Below are 16,050 nucleotides of genomic sequence, written 5' to 3' on the forward strand. Positions count from 1 at the left end.
AGACTCGCATTCGGATCTAGCACCTTCGGTTTCGGACAACGACAATCAATGCTTTGAAAAAGAGGAGAACAGCGGCTCTGTTGTAAAAATCGATTGACGTCCGAAGGCAGGTGCTCAGGAGAGCTTGTACACCGGCAGGTCAAATATCTGAATAATGTCGTTGAGGCCGATCACGGCAAGCTCAAGCAACTGATCAGGCTCGTGAGAGGACTCAAGATGCTGAGAACTGCATATGCGACGTTCAAGGGGTTTGAGATGATGCGGGCTTTGCGCAAATGGCCAGGCTGCGATTTTCAACCGGACCGGCGACGTCCGTGGCGAAGCTCGCACCGTTGAACGAGCCTTCAAAATTGGGTCCAGCGCGCTCACCGAGGTTGTGGCAGTGCTAGCGCAGAATCTCGACGCAAAAACCGTGTGACTGAGATGTAGGGAGGTCTCTACACGGCCAATGGAAATTTTTGCAACGGAGCCGCCTACGTCCTCCATGCACGAGCATTTCTTCCATCTTCAAAGGATATTTCACTCTCAATAAACCCTGGAGGTAAATCGATGCGCGGCATTCTCATCTTTCTTACTGGCCTGATTGTATGGACGTGGCTGCCACCCAGCGCAAGTGCCCAAGATGTACCGCCTGATTGCATGGCTTCTTTCAACGTAAGAGGTGAAAAAGTATCGACTGATATCAGTTGGCTATTAGCTACGGGGAATACCGCGATCCTAACCTGCGGCGCTGCGGAACTATTGCGCGAGAAACTTTTCGTAGAAGGCGATAAAGTTATCAAGAGCGGTGATCTTGTCGGCCAGCCTCTAGCTGCTCAGCAAAAAGCGATTACTGCACTGAATGACCTCCAAAAGCAAATTCAGCAACTTCCGGGCGATGATGTGCCGGGGACGGTCTTTTCGGCCGGCGGATATCTGGTTGCGAAGCATCTTCTGGCATCGTGCCTTTTGACTGCCGAGGCCGCGGGCGGCACCTGCTGGTTAGCCGCCGCAAAATTCCTAGGCGCAACATATGGCTTCTTCCAAAAAATCTCCAGTAACCAGAATAATGCTCTGAAAAAACAAGAGCTTTTATCCACGGTAGAGAGGATCAGGCCAGCTTTGAACTCTATTGGTTCTGGCCAGGCGGATGTAGCCGGAGCACGACGTCGTTGGGTTGAAACTCAGACAAACTTGTGCAGGGCGATCAAGAGGGACTGCCTGTAGCTGGCTTCCCTCTTAAGGCTGGAGGGTTCGTCGACGCTAGCGCATCTGCCCGCATTGGCAACGGATCGGCTTGAGCTTTCCAACACCTTGGCTCCCTCAAAATTGGGCAGCGTCGGTTCATGTCGCCTGCCCGGCGAAATGAGAAGTTGACCCCAGGGGGTTGGCTCTTCGCTTCGTTTGACAGCCACTTCAAGACTTGTGCCTGCCACCCCTCCCACCGCTGTGTTTCAGTGTGGATATTCCACGCCGACACAGCGGTCGAGGCCGAGCGATCTCAACGGAACGACAGGACGATCCCGATCCTGGCCAAGGGGCCAATGCGCGACCGGGCGAATGTGTTTTACGTGCGTGACGTCTTAACCGGCGCAAACCGTCAGAATGCGATGTACCAGTTCCATAAATCGAGCCCACGAGAAAGATACGTCTTCTCAATGACTTAGACGATCGATTCAGGGGCCGGTGGTTCTAATCGCTTCAAGGCGTGCATCGCTGGTTTTCGCAATGGCGGCTGAAACAATGCCGAACGAAGGCTCTGATCCTCATTGAGCCGTGACATCACTCTCGCCTTGCCTGAAAGCTGTGATCGTCTGACCACCTCGGCCATGCCGGTAAGACAACGAACGTACAATTGCGGTACGATGTTTCGTTTTCGGTTCTCGAGGTCCAATGTCTGAAGTCGATTGGTTAAGCCATTTCCTGCAAATCGTCACGGTAACCGGTCAGCTCGAGGTGCGCTGTGCCTATGGTGCGCCGTGGCGTCTGACGTGGGGCCGGGCGGCGGCGAACGAAATTCCCTACCACGTCATCGTCAAGGGCCGGGCCATCTTCGAGGATCCGCAGACGAGAACGGCGAGGGAGCTGGTGAGCGGGGATATCGTGCTGCTTCCTCACGGTGCGGCGCACGTGCTTCACGACGGTAGCGGACAAACGCCAATCCCCACCCAGCAGCGCAAAGGCTCTGCCGGATGGATGTTGAGCGAGAACGACAGTCAGGGCGAGCAACTCGATTTGTTGTGTGGGCGATTTTTCATTGCACCGCCCCACAATCGGCTGATCCGCAATTATCTGCCCACGAATCTGGTGACAAGGGCGATCGACGGTCTCGGAAAAGACGGTATCGGATCTGCAACCGATCAACTGGCCAGTTTGGTGGGACTGATGCGAATGGAGTCCATCGGCGACCGCGCAGGAGGACGCGCCGTTCTCAACGCGCTTTCTTCGGCCCTGTTCACACTGGTTATGCGGGCGGCCAGTGAATCCGAGAAAGCCCCCGCTGGTTTGTTGGCCCTGGCAGGCCATCCTCGCCTGGCTCCGGCCATTGCGGCCATGTTCGCCGATCCAGTGCACCCATGGAAGCTGCCGAATCTGGCGAACCTGTGTGGCATGTCACGCGCCACATTCATGCGGCACTTTCAGGACAGGCTGGGTTGCTCCGCGCTCGACCTGTTGACCGATCTGCGCATGAGTCTGGCAGCCAATGAATTGAAAAAGCCGACGATCAGCACCGAGGCTGTGGCCGAAACGGTCGGCTATCAATCTGTCTCGGCATTCCGCCGAGTATTTACTGAGAGAATGGGAATGACCCCCGGGGAATGGCGCCGACAAGCGCATGCCGGGCCGGCGCATTCCGACAATTGATCCTTTCGCGCATTATATTGAGGTAGTTCAGTCTCGATATTCGCACTGACGACCGTAAATTGGGCTCCGTAATCACTTGATGAGGGAGCCACCCAATGAACTACATCAGCACCGCAGCCAACGAACTGACGCGGACGAACGCCGTCATCGAAACCATCCTGAGCCGTAGTGCTGCCAAGTACTATGACCGCGCCGCCACCCTGAGCGACGATGAGATCCGCGACCTGGTGCGGATCGGCACGTCCGCACCGACATCGTTCCACCTGCAGAACTGGCGGTTTATCGCCGTCCGTACGCCTGACGCCAAGGCACGGCTCCATCCGATCGCCTGGAAGCAGCCCGCGATCCTCGACGCCGCCGTCACCTTCATCATCGTCGGGCAGTTGGCCGATGCCAGCACGGTCCCCGCGCGCCTGGCGCCGGTCGTGGAAGCCGGCATCATGCCGGCCCATCTGGTGCCGGAATGGGAAATCCCCGCCCGCGGCCTGTATGACGACCAGCCGCAGCGCCAGCGCGACGAGGCGGTGCGCTCCGCTACCTTCGGCAGCGCCGCAATCATCTATGCCGCCCGTTCGCTCGGCCTGGGTTCGACACCCATGATCGGCTTCGACGCAGAGGCCGTGCATCGCGAATTCGGCCTGGCCGAAGACGAAATCCCGGTGATGCTGCTGACCGTCGGGCCGGAGCGGACCGGCAACTGGCCGCAGAAGCCGCGCATGCCGGTGGCCGACGTCCTGTCCTTCGCCTGACAACCGACCCAATCAAAAAACTTATGGAGATTACCATGTCTAGAACCATTGTTCTGACGCCGGAACAGGTGCCGGCTGAATCGAAACCCACTCTCGATGCCTTCACGAAGAACATCGGGTTCACTCCAAACATGATGGCGGCCTTTGCGCAGAGCCCGATCGCGTTCAACGCCTGGGCCACCCTGCTCGGCTCCCTGAGCAAGGCACTCGACGTGAGGACACGCGACAGCATCGGCCTTGCCGTCTCCGAAGTGAACGGTTGCAACTATTGCCTGACGGTTCACAGCTTCACCGCCGAACATATGGCGAGGCTGCCGGCCGATGACATCATCCTGGCCCGAAGGGGCCACTCCAGCGACGCGAAGCGGGATGCCGCTCTCCAGTTTGCGCAAACAGTTATCGAGACCAGCGGGCACGTCAGCGACGCCGATCTCAAAGCCGTCCGCGATGCCGGCTATACCGATGCCAACATCATCGAGATCGTCGCGCTTGTAGCCATGTACTCGCTGACGAACTTCTTCAACAACGTGTTCGATCACGAGAAGGACTTTCCTGCCGTGACACCAGCCGGCTCGATCTGAGCTTTCGCTTGGCGCAACCTTTGAAGCTTTTGAGATCATTGACATGAATATACTCCATATCGATAGCAGTCCGCGTCAGGAATCGCACAGCCGTCAGCTTTCGGCGGCGATCGTCGAAAAGCTTCTTGAGGTTGCGCCGGGCGCAAGCATCACTCGGCGTGACTTGGGAGCTGAACCCCTGCCGCAAACCGAGGCCCTCTACGCCGCCGCATTGGCGTCGCCGGCAACGTTGGCCGCCCCGCCGGTAGGTTCTCTGGATCTTTCTGAAGCGCTTATTCGGGAAGTCGAAGCGACCGACGTGATTGTCATCGGAACGCCGATGCACAATTTGACGCTTCCCTCGGTCCTCAAGGCGTGGATCGACCAGATCCTGCGGGTCGGCCGAACGATGAAGTCGACGCCATCAGGCAAGGTGGGAATGCTCCGGGACCGTCCGGTCTTTGTCGGCGTGGCTTCTGGTGGCTTCTTCACCGGCGAGCGAGCCAACCAGCCGGATTTTCTCACACCCTATCTGTCGCTGGCACTCAGATCCATTGGGCTGAGGACACAACAATTTCTCCCGCTTCAGGGCACGGCCTTCCTGGATCGGAGCCAGGCGCCGTTAGCGAGGGACAAGGCGCTCGCTGCTCTCGACCTGACTGTCATGAAAGAGATTCGAGCCGCTCCCGGTCGCCCTGAATTGCTGTCGAGCACCGATCGACCGTGTCGCGATGCCACTCTGCTTTCGAGAGCGTCGCCAGGAGCATTCTGAGGGCGCGCCAGAAGCTTTTGGCGCTCGGATCCGAAACCTCCGGCCTCGGCCGGACCATTGAACATGAGGCTTGAGATGATCTTACTAGACAGTACCCCCTCCCAAACCGGTGACAGGATCACCGGCAAATCAGCACCGCCCGATGACAGCGCCGTCCGCGAATGGATCGGAGCAGAGGCATTCGCGCATTGGGCCGAACTGCGGAACTGGATCGACGAATTCTACCAAGGGGTTTTCGTGCCGGACTGGCTCTACGGTGGCAAGAACCGCGGTTGGTCCTTGCGCTACAAGAAAACCAAGGCGTTCACCACCTTGGTGCCGGAGTACCGGCGGTTTTCGGCTGTTGTGGTTATGGGTGGAGCAGAGCGTGAGAAGTTCGAGGAGCGGCGTTATGTCTGGCGCCCGGAACTGGTCAAGCTTTACGATGAAGCCAAAACATACATCGACGGAAAGTGGCTGACACTTGCCATCTCATCCGCAGACGATCTGCATGATGTGAGGGAGCTTTTGACGATGAAGCGCCCGCCACTGCCGCGCAGTTGAAGCCGAAATAAGCCAGGCTTTTCGCGCGGCACCAGACAGCAATTCGACAAGGTCTTTGCGAAAGACGTCGAACCGATAACGAGTTTGCGCGGGAGATCGAGAAGGCCTTCCGCGCCTGCAAATTCCCCAAAACCGACAAGTATTCTAAGGAGACAATTCCCATGAAAGCGATCGTAGTGTCCGACCAGGCTGCGGGAACAGCCGGGATGAAGTTGGTGGAGCGGCCCGAGCCGCAGGCGGCGATAAACGACGTCGTCGTTGAGGTCCATGCAGCGGGCTTCGTCAATACCGAACTGGATTGGCCGTCCACTTGGACCGATCGGACCTTTCGTGATCGAGCGCCATCGATCCTCGGCCATGAGCTGGCCGGTGTGATCACCGCGCTGGGCTATGGCACCACGGGACTGTCGATCGGTCAGCGGGTGTTCGGCCTGACTGACTGGTATCGCGACGGCACACTCGCTGAGCACGTCGCGGTGGAATCCCGCAACCTCGCGCCGCTGCCCGGCGACGTCGACTTCACCGTCGGCGCAAGTCTGCCGATATCGGGCCTGACCGCATGGCAGGGACTGTTTCACCATGGCCGCCTTCAGGCGGGGCAGAGCGTCCTCGCACACGGCGCCGCCGGCGCCGTCGGCTCGATCGTGACGCAGCTTGCGCGGGAAGCCGGCGCCTATATCATCGGCACCGGACGCGCCGCTGACCGCCAGAAGGCCCTGGACTTCGGTGCAAATGAATTCGTCGATCTTGGAAACGACACCCTGGAAGACGTCGGCGGCGTCGATCTGGTGTTCGATGTCATCGGCGGCGATGTTCAGAAACGGTCCGCAGCGCTGATCCGGGCGGGAGGAACGCTTGTGACAGCCGTCGGACCGACGGATATTCGACCTGTGGATGGCCTCACGGTTGACTTCGTCGTCGAGGCAGATCGTGCCCAGCTATCCGAGATCGTTCAGCGGGTTCGGGACGGAAGACTGCTGACGAACATCGGCAAGGTTTCAAGTCTGGATGATGCGGTCGCCACCTTCAATTCGACGGAGCGGCGCGCAGGAAAGACGGTCATCTCCGTTTTCCCTTGAGCACGACACGCGCACTCCTTGGAAGGATTCCCCCAGGGGTGCGCATTGCACGGGCAGTGTTGGCGGTTTCCTAAGCCTGCCGTTCGTCATCGCTTCGGCGGATGACCCGATCGGGTGGAAATTCCGACTGGCGGCAAGCGGGGATCGGTAGTGTCTCATTTTACTGCCGAAAAGGCGGTCGGCGACAACAGCTGATTAGAGATATTGGAGAGGATTTGCCCGTCGCGCTCTGACTCGTCGCGGGCCTTGAGCCATGCAGGATCAGTGGTGAACGCTTTCCATTTCACCTCGCGATCGGCTAGCGATTCCCAGGCGATGAGATAGGTGAGACGGTGGCTGCTTTCGCCCACGATTGTGGTGAAGAAACCTGCCTGCTTAATGCCGTGCTTGTCCCATATTGCCAGCGTATGTTCGGCAAAGCGGTTGAGTAGCGCGGGCAATCGGCCGGGCAGGCAGTCGTAAATTCTAAGCTCATAGATCACAGTCTTGCTTCCTTATGTCCCTTCAGAACGACATGTGTTCGGCACTTGCTCCCCGCGTCCACAATGTCCTCAGAACTTGCAGCAACGTCATTTCCACTATTAGAAAGGACCCTGCAGGTATCTCCGAGCCGCTAATCTTCTGTCAAGCTGATCGCCCGTGTTTAGGCGCCGATTGGCAATGATGTTACGTCGAGCACGGTGGCCGTGTTGGCAGCTAATCGTGAGAATGCGCCGGTTAGAGCAGCTCTTGGCAATTAATTTGAGACGGTCGGCACAGGTTCCGCACTGGCCAATCTCCGAAAGCAATCTCTTCCGGCTTGTGCAGCCTTCGAGGCATACTATCTCTGGTGTAACCCACGAACTGGAGCATCGCCATGGATCGAAGCGCGGCCGAAACGCTGTCGGAATTCTATATTGAAATTCTTCCGCCGGACCGCGATGAAACGTGTGAGTCGGATGCAACGACTTGTCCGTGCTGTCGAAGGTTACGTCCGGCCTCGCGCATGGATAACGATGGCTGCGGGATCTGCGACGAATGCCTGGCACCATGAACGGCGGCGGCAAAACACCTCCATCAATTCAGGCGACGTTCGAAGACGCGCTGGCGAAATTGCCGGACGGCTATGTCGACGGATATTTTGGCAAACGATCATGGGGTGTGACGGTCAAGCGGTCGCAGGATGGCAAACGGACCTGGCTTTATGGCGAGGAGCTTAGCGGAAGCGGTATCGTCAGCTTCAACCTCTATGAATTGGCTGCATCGGGGTCGATACTGAAGCCGTGCGAAATGTCCTCCAGCAAGGTGATCGAATTCGTTCTCGGTTTCGAGCCCAGCACAAAGAAAGCTGCGACTCACCATAATGGTCAAAAATCAAGACAGGATCGACATCGCATTGCAGCAAGTGCATGGCTGCACTGCGATCTGAGCGCTGGCGGTCGAGGCGGCCTCTGATATTTTGAGGTCAACGAAGCAATGCACCTCCTCCCGCAGAGCTTCGTGTTTCAGGCGACCCACTCCTCCTCCCAAAGGGCGCCTGACGGAACGGCGGCACTCCTCCTCCCAGCCGTTGTTCAATATTTCGAGAAGCCTGCCGCACCTCCTCCCGCGGCAGGCTTTTTCGTTTCCAATACATCCATGCTCTGAATTCAAAGTCAAAGCAGATTACCCGGTTCGACCGGCTCTCCGGATTTCGACACGATCGTGGATCCATATGGTTCACGCGACGAAATGATCAGCGCGTCATTCGGTAACGGCTTGGCCTCTTCCCAGGGCGCCCGCATCCAGATGTCGGTCTCTTCCGTCGTCAGCAACAGGACGGGCGTCGGCTTTCCATAGATTGGCTTCACTAGGTCGTTGGGATCCGTGGTCAAGAAGCCATAGAGGTCGTCGGTGGTCAGGCCGTCTCTGACCTTTCGAACACTCTGCCATTGCGGCACATGGAGACCGGCAAAGAACATCAGCGACTTCTGCTCATCGCGGGCGAACCAGGCGTTCGGAACGTTGCCGCCCTGCTCCTGGCTCGCCGGATCCGGTTCGGCGAAACTGGTGACCGGGACGAGGCATCTGTTTTCGACGCCAAACCATCGGACACAAATGGCTTTACACATCAAACGAATTTACGAGCCGAAAAACGATAAGGACGGCATGCGCATCCTGGTCGACAGGCTATGGCCTCGCGGGTTGAACAAACAGGATGCAGCAGTTGATATCTGGCTGAAGGATATCGCGCCAAGCCCGGCGCTGCGCCGATGGTTCGGCCACGACCCGCCAAATGGACAGAGTTCCAGCGCCGCTATCGAGACGAATTGGAAAAGAACCCATCGGCCGTCGAGGAACTGAAACGCCAGATTGGGCAATCGGACGCGACGCTTCTCGACGCTGCGAAAGACCTGCACCACAATAACGCTATCGTTCTTCGGCACTTCGTCGGCGACTGGCAATCGATGACACGCGGCCTTTTTGTGTCGGAAATTTCGGGAACCCTTTCGACAAACCTGCATCCAATGTTCGCTTCCGAAGGCGCACCACCGTTGCCACCGGAAGACATTCGGTCACGACACAAGGGAGACAGATCATGTTCAAACGAATTCTCGGTGCCACCCTGATGGCGGCGTCGCTTGGTACGGCTTCGATCGCCGCCGACGCCAAACCGACCGATCCACAGATCGCCCACATCGCCTATATCGCAGGGCAGATCGATGTCACCGCGGCAGAGCAGGCGTTGAAGAAAAGTAAGAATGCAGAAGTCATCGCATTCGCCAAAACCATGGAGCGCGACCACAAGGCTGTGAACGACCAGGCGCTCGCCCTCGTCAAGAAGCTGAAGGTGACGCCCGAAGACAACCCGATCAGCCAGTCCTTATCGACACAGGCAGCTAAGGAACTGACGGCGCTGAAGGCACTCGACGGCGCTGCATTCGACAAGGCTTATGTTGAAAACGAAGTTGCCTATCACAAGTCGGTCAACAACGCGCTTGCCAACACCTTGATCCCTTCTGCGCAAAATAAAGAGCTCAAATCACTGCTGGAAACGGGCCTGACCCTTTTCAAGGAGCATCAGATGCATGCCGAGCATCTGGCTTCGATGATCAAATAGGCAGGAGGGATGGGCTCGCTCATGAAATCGCTCCCGCTGCTGGCTGCGCTGCTTTGGGCGAGCAACGGGGTTGCCTCGGCGACCGAGTATCAAATTACCATCGCGGGCATGAAATTCGCCTCGCCGACTGCTGAACTGCATGTCGGTGATGTGATCGTCTGGCGAAATGATGATATATTCCGACACACGGCAACCGCTCGTGACAAGAGCTTCGATATCGATCTGCCGCCGAAATCGGAAAGCCGAATGACGATCGGCGGAGCGGGAGCCATCGATTTCTATTGTCGTTTTCATCCCGCGATGACGGGCATACTGGAGGTTCGGCCGTAGGCCGGGCTTCCATCGAAAGACAGGCGAGCAGACGGAGGATTTCCATGGCAGCCATTCCAGTTCCGGCGGGGCAACATCGGCCGCAGACGTCGACACTGTCCGACGCCGATCTGGTGCCGCTGGCGAAAATAGGCGACGAGTCCGCCATCCGAACCATAGTGCAGCGGCACAATCAGCGCCTGTTCCGCACCGCGCGCGCGGTCGTCCGCAACGATTGGGAAGCTGAAGATGTCGTCCAGGTGGCCTACACTAAGGCTTTCACCAATCTCGCGGCATTCCGCGGCGAGGCGCAACTCTCGACGTGGCTGACCCGCATTACGCTCAACGAGGCGCTCGGCCGTGTGCGGGCCCGAAAGAACACCACCGGCCTCGAGGAAATCGACATGCAGACAATGGCGCCGGGTGGCGAAGTGTTACAGTTTCCGTCCTCACTATCTGCAACCGACCCGGAAAGTGAGCTGTCGCGGAGCCAGGCGCGGCATCTCCTCGAAAATGCTGTCGACGAACTTCCGGACGATTTTCGCGCGGTCTTCGTGCTGCGGGATGTCGAGGGCATGAGTACGGATGAGGCCGCGTCTTATCTCGGCATAAGACCAGAAACAGCCAAGACCCGGCTGCACCGGGCGCGCAAGATGATGCGCCAGTCGATCGAGAAGAAGCTCTCGGGAGCTTTCTCGGCCCTGTTCCCATTCGATGGCGCCCGTTGCGCATTCATGGGCGATCGCGTCATCGCTGCGCTTCGTCACAAAACCTTATGATCCCTCATCTCAAAGTCGATGCGGCTTGCCGGGAAGCACAACAATTCGTGCCGATACAGACAGCTCCGGGGAGGCGCCAGCGCCGGAAGTCGGAAAGCGATGAGTCGGTGCGACCGTCGGCATAATGTTCCGGCGACATGCCTTGTCCAGACGCCTGGGCCACGCCGACGGCGCGAGCTATTGCGGGATGTTCGCAAGCGGTACTCCGCTGCGCTCGGCGCAAAGGCTACGCGTGCGCTGCCATGCCGGGCGTGCCAGGGCCCTTGCGTAGTATGCCTTCAGCCGCGGGTACGGTTCGAGGAGATTGGTCTGGCCGACTTCGCGTAGCACCGTAACAAGGAGAATATCGGCGACGGTGAACATGTCGCATGCGATCCATTCGCGGCCTTCGAGCCGACGCTCGAGCCCCGCGAACCAGCGGCCAGCCTCCTCTACCAGCGCCGCCCGCCGCTCGGCGGCGCCCACACCGCCCATGCCGGCGTCTATCCCATCGATCCCGGACAGCGGCGGTTCGACCGTCGTCACCGCGGCGAAGCACCATTGCACGACTTCCATGCGGCCGGTGAAGTCAGCGGGAATCAGCTTTCCCGCTTTCTCGGCGATGTAGAGCACCACCGCGCCGGACTCGGCAACGATGATGCCGTCGTCGTCGATCACTGGCACTTGGCGGAAGGTGCTGACCCGGCTGTAGGCCGGACTGCCGAGTTCGCCTGCGACGAAGTCGAGGGCATGGAAACGATAGGGCAACCCGATTTCCTCCAGCGCCCATTGCACACGCAGGTCGCGCCCCATACCAAGCATCTCGGGATAAACGTGTCCGAAGCCATACAGCGTGATCATGGACCCTCCATTGTGTGTCGATGTCGCCCGGAAAGCTGCCGAGCCCGTGGGTTCCGTCCGTTATCTCGACTGCGAGCCCGCCAGTGTGTGGGCCATCAGCGACGTTGCAAAATAGCGGATGATCCATGCCGTGGCCACCGTCAGCTTCGTGGTCGATGCAATCCGGAAAATCATGTCCCGCTGCATTGAACGCCCACCCCCGAATTGGTGCGATTCCCCAGCGTCGAAGTGAACTCCGCCACCGCGAGCAACTAGTGCCACGGCGCCGCGTCTGTCGCCGCTGCCGACCAATCTCGTCATGGCGCCGCGGAGTTGTCGCAGCACGCGCGCCAAAATTTTTTGTCATGCATCGTTCTCCCCTTGGCCGATGAATTTCGAACTTGGGAGAGTGAAAGGCGAGCATCGGGATCGAGCGAAGATTGCCGCACACTTTTTTGCGACAAGCCCTCATGACGCCATCGCTCCTGTTCCGGCAAGAATCAGGGACAGACCAAAGTCGAAACTCGCGTCGAAATCCCATCTCGAAGGCAAGTTAAGGCGCTCAGTTGGCTCGTATCCCCTCCCGGCGATGCGCGTGGCTCTGACCCGCTCCGATGGCTCAAACCCTTCAACCGGTCCTCGCGTCTGATAGGCTGCTTGGCCGAGGGTGAAACTGATCAGCAGGAAATAGGTCCGGGTGCTATCGAGTTCGTCGAATCCGGCACTGCGCAGCGCTCGCAGGGTGACTTCCAACGGCGCGAAAACGCTCGCCGGAGCGGCGCCGTCTTGCTCGAGTAGACTGGGCAGTCCCGGGTGACGGAGGCAGAGGCTGCGGAGTGCCCGGAAACAATGGCTGATCTGGTCACGCCAGTCTTCGTGTCCGCCGTCGAACTTCGCTGCGCTAATGACGTGATCCGCGACGGCGGTGAGCAGATCGCGCTTGCTGCTGAAATGGTTGTAGATCGCCATCGGCGTCACGCCGACAGCTTCCGAGACGGCGCGCATCGTCAGAGCCTCGGCGCCCTTTTCATCGAGCAGATGGAGCGCGACGGCGATCAGTTTGTCCCGGGAGAGGTCCCGCCGTTTTCGCTTTGGCGGCTCCGTCGCAGATTTCTTCAACTGCGGTCTTCCGGATATCGCCCGCGTGCTCAACGAACGGCTGCTAGCGCTGTGGCGATGAAGCCGAGCGTGGCAAGACAGGCCCGCGCCACATGTGACCACTCCCAGACATTTCGCATGTGCCTCCAATCCGCATCGGGAGCGGCAAGAAGCCCAAAGAAAAGCTTGCTTGCGCCTGTAAGCTGTGTGTCCTTCAGCCACGCATTGTTCGCAGGATGCGTGACGGCCCAATAGACCGCGTGGCCGGCAAGCAGGAAACCAAGCGCCGCTGCGGTCCACCAGAACCGCCCCGAGCCGGCTGGAATGAAGAAGAGCAGAGCGGCGAGCAAGAGCATGCTCCCGAACTCGCCTACGAGACCGCCGATGGTGAAGCCGGGATAGTAGACTGCCTGCACCGCTCGGTAGGTCGGCTCATCGAGCGACGGCGCAGCCGATATCCTGCCGCTCGCCGGCTTCAACAAGCGCTGCGTCCGCCTGCTGGCAAAGCAGCTCGGCGCCCGGACGAGCTGGTGTTCAAGGTGCCCATAGCCGATCTCGAGGACCAGTGACCGCTGCGCCCCGACGAGGAGGCCCATGGCGTCAGCTATGACGAGATCGACGATTTCTTCGAAGGCAAGCCGGTCGACGAGGTCGCCCGCCGACGCATCCTCGCCGCCTATCGGGCGACCGCTCACAAGCGCACTTTGCCGGTGGCTGTCAGCGCGCTCCGACGATCGCCCGAGCGCGGCATTCGTGCGGGCGCGACCCGGTTTTACGGCCTGACCGGCTCGCCCGTCCGTCCTGACGAAGCGAGATAGGCATGCGGCGCGAAATAGACGCCGTCGGCATCGAAGGCTTCGAGCCCTTCGGCCTGCAGTGCCTCGCGCACCTTCGGCCGTGCTGCCACGCGGGCCATGAAGGCGTGCAGCGCCGGCCATTGCTTGAGACCGATGTCTGTCCAGGGCGACCAGTTCAGGCAGACGAAGAGATAGGCATCCGCCACCGTAAACGTATCGCCGGTGAGATAGGGTCCGGCAAGACGCTCGTTCAGCCATGTCAGCCGCTTCGATATCAGCGCGCGGACCTCTCCATGAACGCTGGAATAAATCGGATTGAAGAGCAGCACCATCGGCTTGTGCAACTCGGCGGTGATGAAGTTGAGATAGGATTGCACCTCGTTGCGGCGGATGTTGCCGACCTCCGGCAACAGGGCTGCCCCTTCGGGCACGCTGTCGGCGAGGAACTGCACGATCGCTGGCCCCTCGGTCAGCACCTTGCCATCGTCGAGCATCAGCGCTGGCACATAGCCGTTGCCGTTGATTGCGAGGTAATCCTCGCCGTTGCTCGTCCTATGGGTTTGCCGGTCGACCTGGACGAGCTCGATATCGAGCCCCAGCTCCCGGCAGATGATGTGCGGCGAAAGCGAGCAGGCCGCGGCGTGCATATAAAGTTTCATTGTGGTTTCCTCTCCTTGTGGAGGCGGTCGATGCCGCCCATTGATAACGTTTGAACATCTGTACTGTTTCGCATAAAATGGCTCTCGTCAAGAATTTAATGCGAAACGGTACAGATATGAAAGACGAGAAGAAGCGTGGCCGTCCGAGGGCCTTCGACGCCAAGGCGGCGCTCGGCAGGGCGCGGGATGTCTTCTGGGACAGAGGTTTTGCCGCCGCCTCGCTCGACAATCTAAGCGCTGCGACCAACCTCAACCGTCCGAGCCTCTACGGCGCCTTCGGCGACAAGGAGGATCTCTATCTCGATACGCTGGAGGGTTATCGGCAGGACGGCATGAATACGCTCGCCGAAGCGCTCGACCCGTCATTGTCGCTTCGCGACAATATCGCCCGCGTCTATGCCGGTGCATTGGCGATCTATCTGCACGGTGAAACCGCTGCCCGCGGCTGTCTCCTGATCGGCACGGCATCGGCCGAGGCGGTCCAGCATGATCGGGTCCGCGAGGTGCTCGGCCGCAGCCTCAACGATTTCGACGACGAGATCGAAAAGCGTATGCGCCTCGGCCTGGAAAGGGGCGAGCTTCCTCAAAGCGCCGATCCGCAGATGCTCGCCAGGCTCGCCTCCGCGGTCATGCATTCGCTCGCCGTCCGCGCCCGCGCCGGCGACAGCCGCGAGACGCTGGAAGCGATCGCCAGGTCAGGCGTCGAGCTGATCTGCGGGAGCGCGCCCTAGTAGGAATCGACATTCATCGCAGCCAGATCATAGCGGCGACGAGATAGAGGAAGCCTTCGAAGTGAATGGTTCTGCGGTCGTAGCGGGTGGCGAAGCGGCGGAAGTGCTTCATTCGGTTGAAGCGCCGCTCGATGCGGTTGCGCTGTTTGTAGAGGAGTTCATCGTGCGGAATAATAATCTTGCGCGAGCGGTTTGACGGGATCACCGCCTCGGCTCCCATGTCGGCAATCGTTCCCGCAAGGCATTGCTGTCATAGGCTTTGTCAGCCAGCACGGCACTCCAACGCCTGATCCTTGGCCCCCCTTTTCCGGAAGCTGTCTGCTGATGGGCACGGACGATCGTGCTGTCGATCATCAGGTATTGGTTGTCACGATCGGCCGTCAGCGTCTCGAACACCTGCTCCCAGATGCCAGCATGGCACCAGCGGCTGAAGCGCTTATGCACCGTCTTCCACTTGCCATACCGCTCCGGCAGATCGCGCCAATGTGCGCCGGAGCGCAAAACCCAGAGGCAACCATTGATAAACAAACGGTTATCCGAGCCTGTACGCCCCGGATCGCCCACCTTGCCCGGCAACAAGGACACGATCTTCGTCCACTACCCATCACTCAGTTCATAACGCTTAGCCGCCATAACGACCCCCGTGGTTCAACACGGTGTCCTATGAATTAGCGGTCAGGCGATTTGGGAATCCTGAATGTCGATCCGACCTAGGCCTCCCCGGTGTCCAATCGGACTTTCGGGTCAGGCGTTAGCGGTCTCAGGTCCGATCACGGATGTAACTTCGGTAATTTTGTTCGCTGGGAAGCCGCCCTTATCCGCATGTTCACGAATGGCATCGGCACTTGGGGCCTCGTGAACGCAGTAGATCTTATCGCCAGCGACATAGCTTGTGATCCAAGTGTAGGGCACGCCCAGGTTCTCAACGACCTCGTTGGACTTGGCCGATATCGCGCGCAGATCAGCTTTTGAAAGATTACTCGCTCCGGGGATATCTCGTTCGATGATGAAAGTAGGCATCTGCTTATCCTCTCCTCGACGTGAAGGGGCATTGGGCGCGGGGGTCGAAATAATGTCAACTTGTCCATATGGTGGGTAAGAGGCGATAGTCCGCCGCACCATGCGGCGGCACCTAGGAACCTGGAGCGCTATACCGGAGGGACGTGGAAGCCGTCTCGTCAGCCCCGTCAGCAATGGCGGGTTTGCTATGCCGGAAATACTTGGGTTTGATC

General features: G+C 59.2%; 18 protein-coding genes and 6 pseudogenes. 15 read left to right on the forward strand and 9 right to left on the reverse strand.

Translation table 11 applies throughout. The features are described 5' to 3' along the window. Positions 1-87 precede the first annotated feature (87 nt). From AC1D3C_RS04500 to AC1D3C_RS04535, 8 genes and pseudogenes are all read left to right on the forward strand, one after another. Positions 88-418 (forward strand): annotated as a pseudogene (locus AC1D3C_RS04500) (DDE-type integrase/transposase/recombinase); the annotation flags it as partial. Between the two features lie 131 nt (positions 419-549). Next, positions 550-1,206 carry a hypothetical protein gene (locus tag AC1D3C_RS04505; protein WP_477482072.1) on the forward strand — a complete coding sequence of 219 codons (657 nt, stop codon included), beginning with the start codon at positions 550-552 and terminating at the stop codon, positions 1,204-1,206. Positions 1,207-1,872: 666 nt separating this feature from the next. Beyond that, positions 1,873-2,844: a cupin domain-containing protein gene (locus tag AC1D3C_RS04510; RefSeq protein WP_477482073.1), complete on the forward strand. Its 972-nt coding sequence runs from the start codon at positions 1,873-1,875 to the stop codon at positions 2,842-2,844. Positions 2,845-2,939: 95 nt separating this feature from the next. Continuing rightward, on the forward strand, positions 2,940-3,593 hold the full coding sequence (locus AC1D3C_RS04515) for a nitroreductase family protein (protein WP_477482074.1): 654 nt from the start codon (positions 2,940-2,942) through the stop codon (positions 3,591-3,593). 35 nt (positions 3,594-3,628) lie between these two features. Next, on the forward strand, positions 3,629-4,174 hold the full coding sequence (locus AC1D3C_RS04520; protein WP_477482075.1) for a carboxymuconolactone decarboxylase family protein: 546 nt from the start codon (positions 3,629-3,631) through the stop codon (positions 4,172-4,174). A 43-nt stretch (positions 4,175-4,217) separates the two neighbouring features. Continuing rightward, entirely contained in the window at positions 4,218-4,925 is a 708-nt protein-coding gene (locus AC1D3C_RS04525) for an FMN-dependent NADH-azoreductase (RefSeq protein ID WP_477482076.1), read from the forward strand. 75 nt (positions 4,926-5,000) lie between these two features. Beyond that, on the forward strand, positions 5,001-5,468 hold the full coding sequence (locus AC1D3C_RS04530; protein WP_247039123.1) for a DUF3788 domain-containing protein: 468 nt from the start codon (positions 5,001-5,003) through the stop codon (positions 5,466-5,468). A 161-nt stretch (positions 5,469-5,629) separates the two neighbouring features. Then, the gene (locus AC1D3C_RS04535) at positions 5,630-6,547 is read left to right on the forward strand and encodes an NADP-dependent oxidoreductase (protein WP_477482077.1); all 918 of its coding nucleotides are present in this window, start codon (positions 5,630-5,632) and stop codon (positions 6,545-6,547) included. A 155-nt stretch (positions 6,548-6,702) separates the two neighbouring features. Here AC1D3C_RS04535 and AC1D3C_RS04540 read toward each other — a convergent pair whose 3' ends face one another. After that, positions 6,703-7,029: an NIPSNAP family protein gene (locus AC1D3C_RS04540; RefSeq protein WP_003551122.1), complete on the reverse strand. Its 327-nt coding sequence runs from the start codon at positions 7,027-7,029 to the stop codon at positions 6,703-6,705. Between the two features lie 535 nt (positions 7,030-7,564). On the opposite strand from AC1D3C_RS04540, the pseudogene AC1D3C_RS04545 reads away from it, so the two are divergent. After that, a pseudogene (locus tag AC1D3C_RS04545) lies at positions 7,565-7,882 on the forward strand (hypothetical protein); the annotation flags it as partial. A 299-nt stretch (positions 7,883-8,181) separates the two neighbouring features. Here AC1D3C_RS04545 and AC1D3C_RS04550 read toward each other — a convergent pair. Then, positions 8,182-8,616 (reverse strand): annotated as a pseudogene (locus AC1D3C_RS04550) (SOS response-associated peptidase family protein); the annotation flags it as partial. 7 nt (positions 8,617-8,623) lie between these two features. On the opposite strand from AC1D3C_RS04550, the pseudogene AC1D3C_RS04555 reads away from it, so the two are divergent. The 4 genes and pseudogenes from AC1D3C_RS04555 to AC1D3C_RS04570 all read left to right on the forward strand — a co-directional run. Beyond that, positions 8,624-8,961, forward strand: a pseudogene (locus tag AC1D3C_RS04555) (DUF488 domain-containing protein); the annotation flags it as partial. 143 nt (positions 8,962-9,104) lie between these two features. Continuing rightward, complete coding sequence (locus AC1D3C_RS04560) at positions 9,105-9,626, forward strand: DUF4142 domain-containing protein (protein ID WP_477482078.1); 522 nt, start codon at positions 9,105-9,107, stop codon at positions 9,624-9,626. Positions 9,627-9,635: 9 nt separating this feature from the next. Further along, entirely contained in the window at positions 9,636-9,956 is a 321-nt protein-coding gene (locus tag AC1D3C_RS04565) for a cupredoxin domain-containing protein (RefSeq protein WP_477482079.1), read from the forward strand. Positions 9,957-10,000: 44 nt separating this feature from the next. Further along, on the forward strand, positions 10,001-10,714 hold the full coding sequence (locus AC1D3C_RS04570; protein ID WP_477482080.1) for an RNA polymerase sigma factor: 714 nt from the start codon (positions 10,001-10,003) through the stop codon (positions 10,712-10,714). Between the two features lie 177 nt (positions 10,715-10,891). Here the strand turns inward: AC1D3C_RS04570 and AC1D3C_RS04575 are convergent, their stop codons facing one another. The 4 genes from AC1D3C_RS04575 to AC1D3C_RS04590 all read right to left on the reverse strand — a co-directional run bounded on the left by AC1D3C_RS04575 (position 10,892) and on the right by AC1D3C_RS04590 (position 13,113). Beyond that, the gene (locus AC1D3C_RS04575) at positions 10,892-11,554 is read right to left on the reverse strand and encodes a glutathione S-transferase family protein (RefSeq protein ID WP_477482081.1); all 663 of its coding nucleotides are present in this window, start codon (positions 11,552-11,554) and stop codon (positions 10,892-10,894) included. A 60-nt stretch (positions 11,555-11,614) separates the two neighbouring features. Continuing rightward, the gene (locus tag AC1D3C_RS04580; RefSeq protein ID WP_477482082.1) at positions 11,615-11,854 is read right to left on the reverse strand and encodes a serine hydrolase; all 240 of its coding nucleotides are present in this window, start codon (positions 11,852-11,854) and stop codon (positions 11,615-11,617) included. A gap of 147 nt (positions 11,855-12,001) precedes the next feature. Continuing rightward, entirely contained in the window at positions 12,002-12,652 is a 651-nt protein-coding gene (locus AC1D3C_RS04585; protein ID WP_477482083.1) for a TetR/AcrR family transcriptional regulator, read from the reverse strand. A 29-nt stretch (positions 12,653-12,681) separates the two neighbouring features. Then, complete coding sequence (locus tag AC1D3C_RS04590; protein ID WP_477482084.1) at positions 12,682-13,113, reverse strand: DUF1772 domain-containing protein; 432 nt, start codon at positions 13,111-13,113, stop codon at positions 12,682-12,684. Between AC1D3C_RS04590 and nadE the strand changes: the two are divergent. After that, positions 13,073-13,359, forward strand: a pseudogene (gene nadE, locus AC1D3C_RS04595) (NAD(+) synthase); the annotation flags it as partial. The gene AC1D3C_RS04590 and the pseudogene nadE sit on opposite strands and share 41 nt — an antisense overlap. 44 nt (positions 13,360-13,403) lie before the next feature. Here nadE and gstA read toward each other — a convergent pair. Next, positions 13,404-14,087 (reverse strand): glutathione transferase GstA, encoded by a 684-nt coding sequence (gstA, locus tag AC1D3C_RS04600; protein ID WP_477482085.1) that lies wholly within the window; start codon positions 14,085-14,087, stop codon positions 13,404-13,406. 116 nt (positions 14,088-14,203) lie between these two features. Between gstA and AC1D3C_RS04605 the strand changes: the two genes are divergently transcribed. After that, entirely contained in the window at positions 14,204-14,818 is a 615-nt protein-coding gene (locus tag AC1D3C_RS04605) for a TetR/AcrR family transcriptional regulator (RefSeq protein ID WP_477482086.1), read from the forward strand. A 13-nt stretch (positions 14,819-14,831) separates the two neighbouring features. Here AC1D3C_RS04605 and AC1D3C_RS04610 read toward each other — a convergent pair. Together AC1D3C_RS04610 and AC1D3C_RS04615 are read right to left on the reverse strand one after the other, a co-directional pair. Next, positions 14,832-15,406, reverse strand: a pseudogene (locus AC1D3C_RS04610) (IS5 family transposase). A 156-nt stretch (positions 15,407-15,562) separates the two neighbouring features. Further along, positions 15,563-15,838, reverse strand: a complete 276-nt coding sequence (locus AC1D3C_RS04615; RefSeq protein WP_477482087.1) for a DUF4242 domain-containing protein — start codon at positions 15,836-15,838, stop codon at positions 15,563-15,565. Between the last annotated feature and the right edge of the window lie 212 nt (positions 15,839-16,050).

The organism is Neorhizobium sp. P1_A6 (assembly GCF_056406795.1).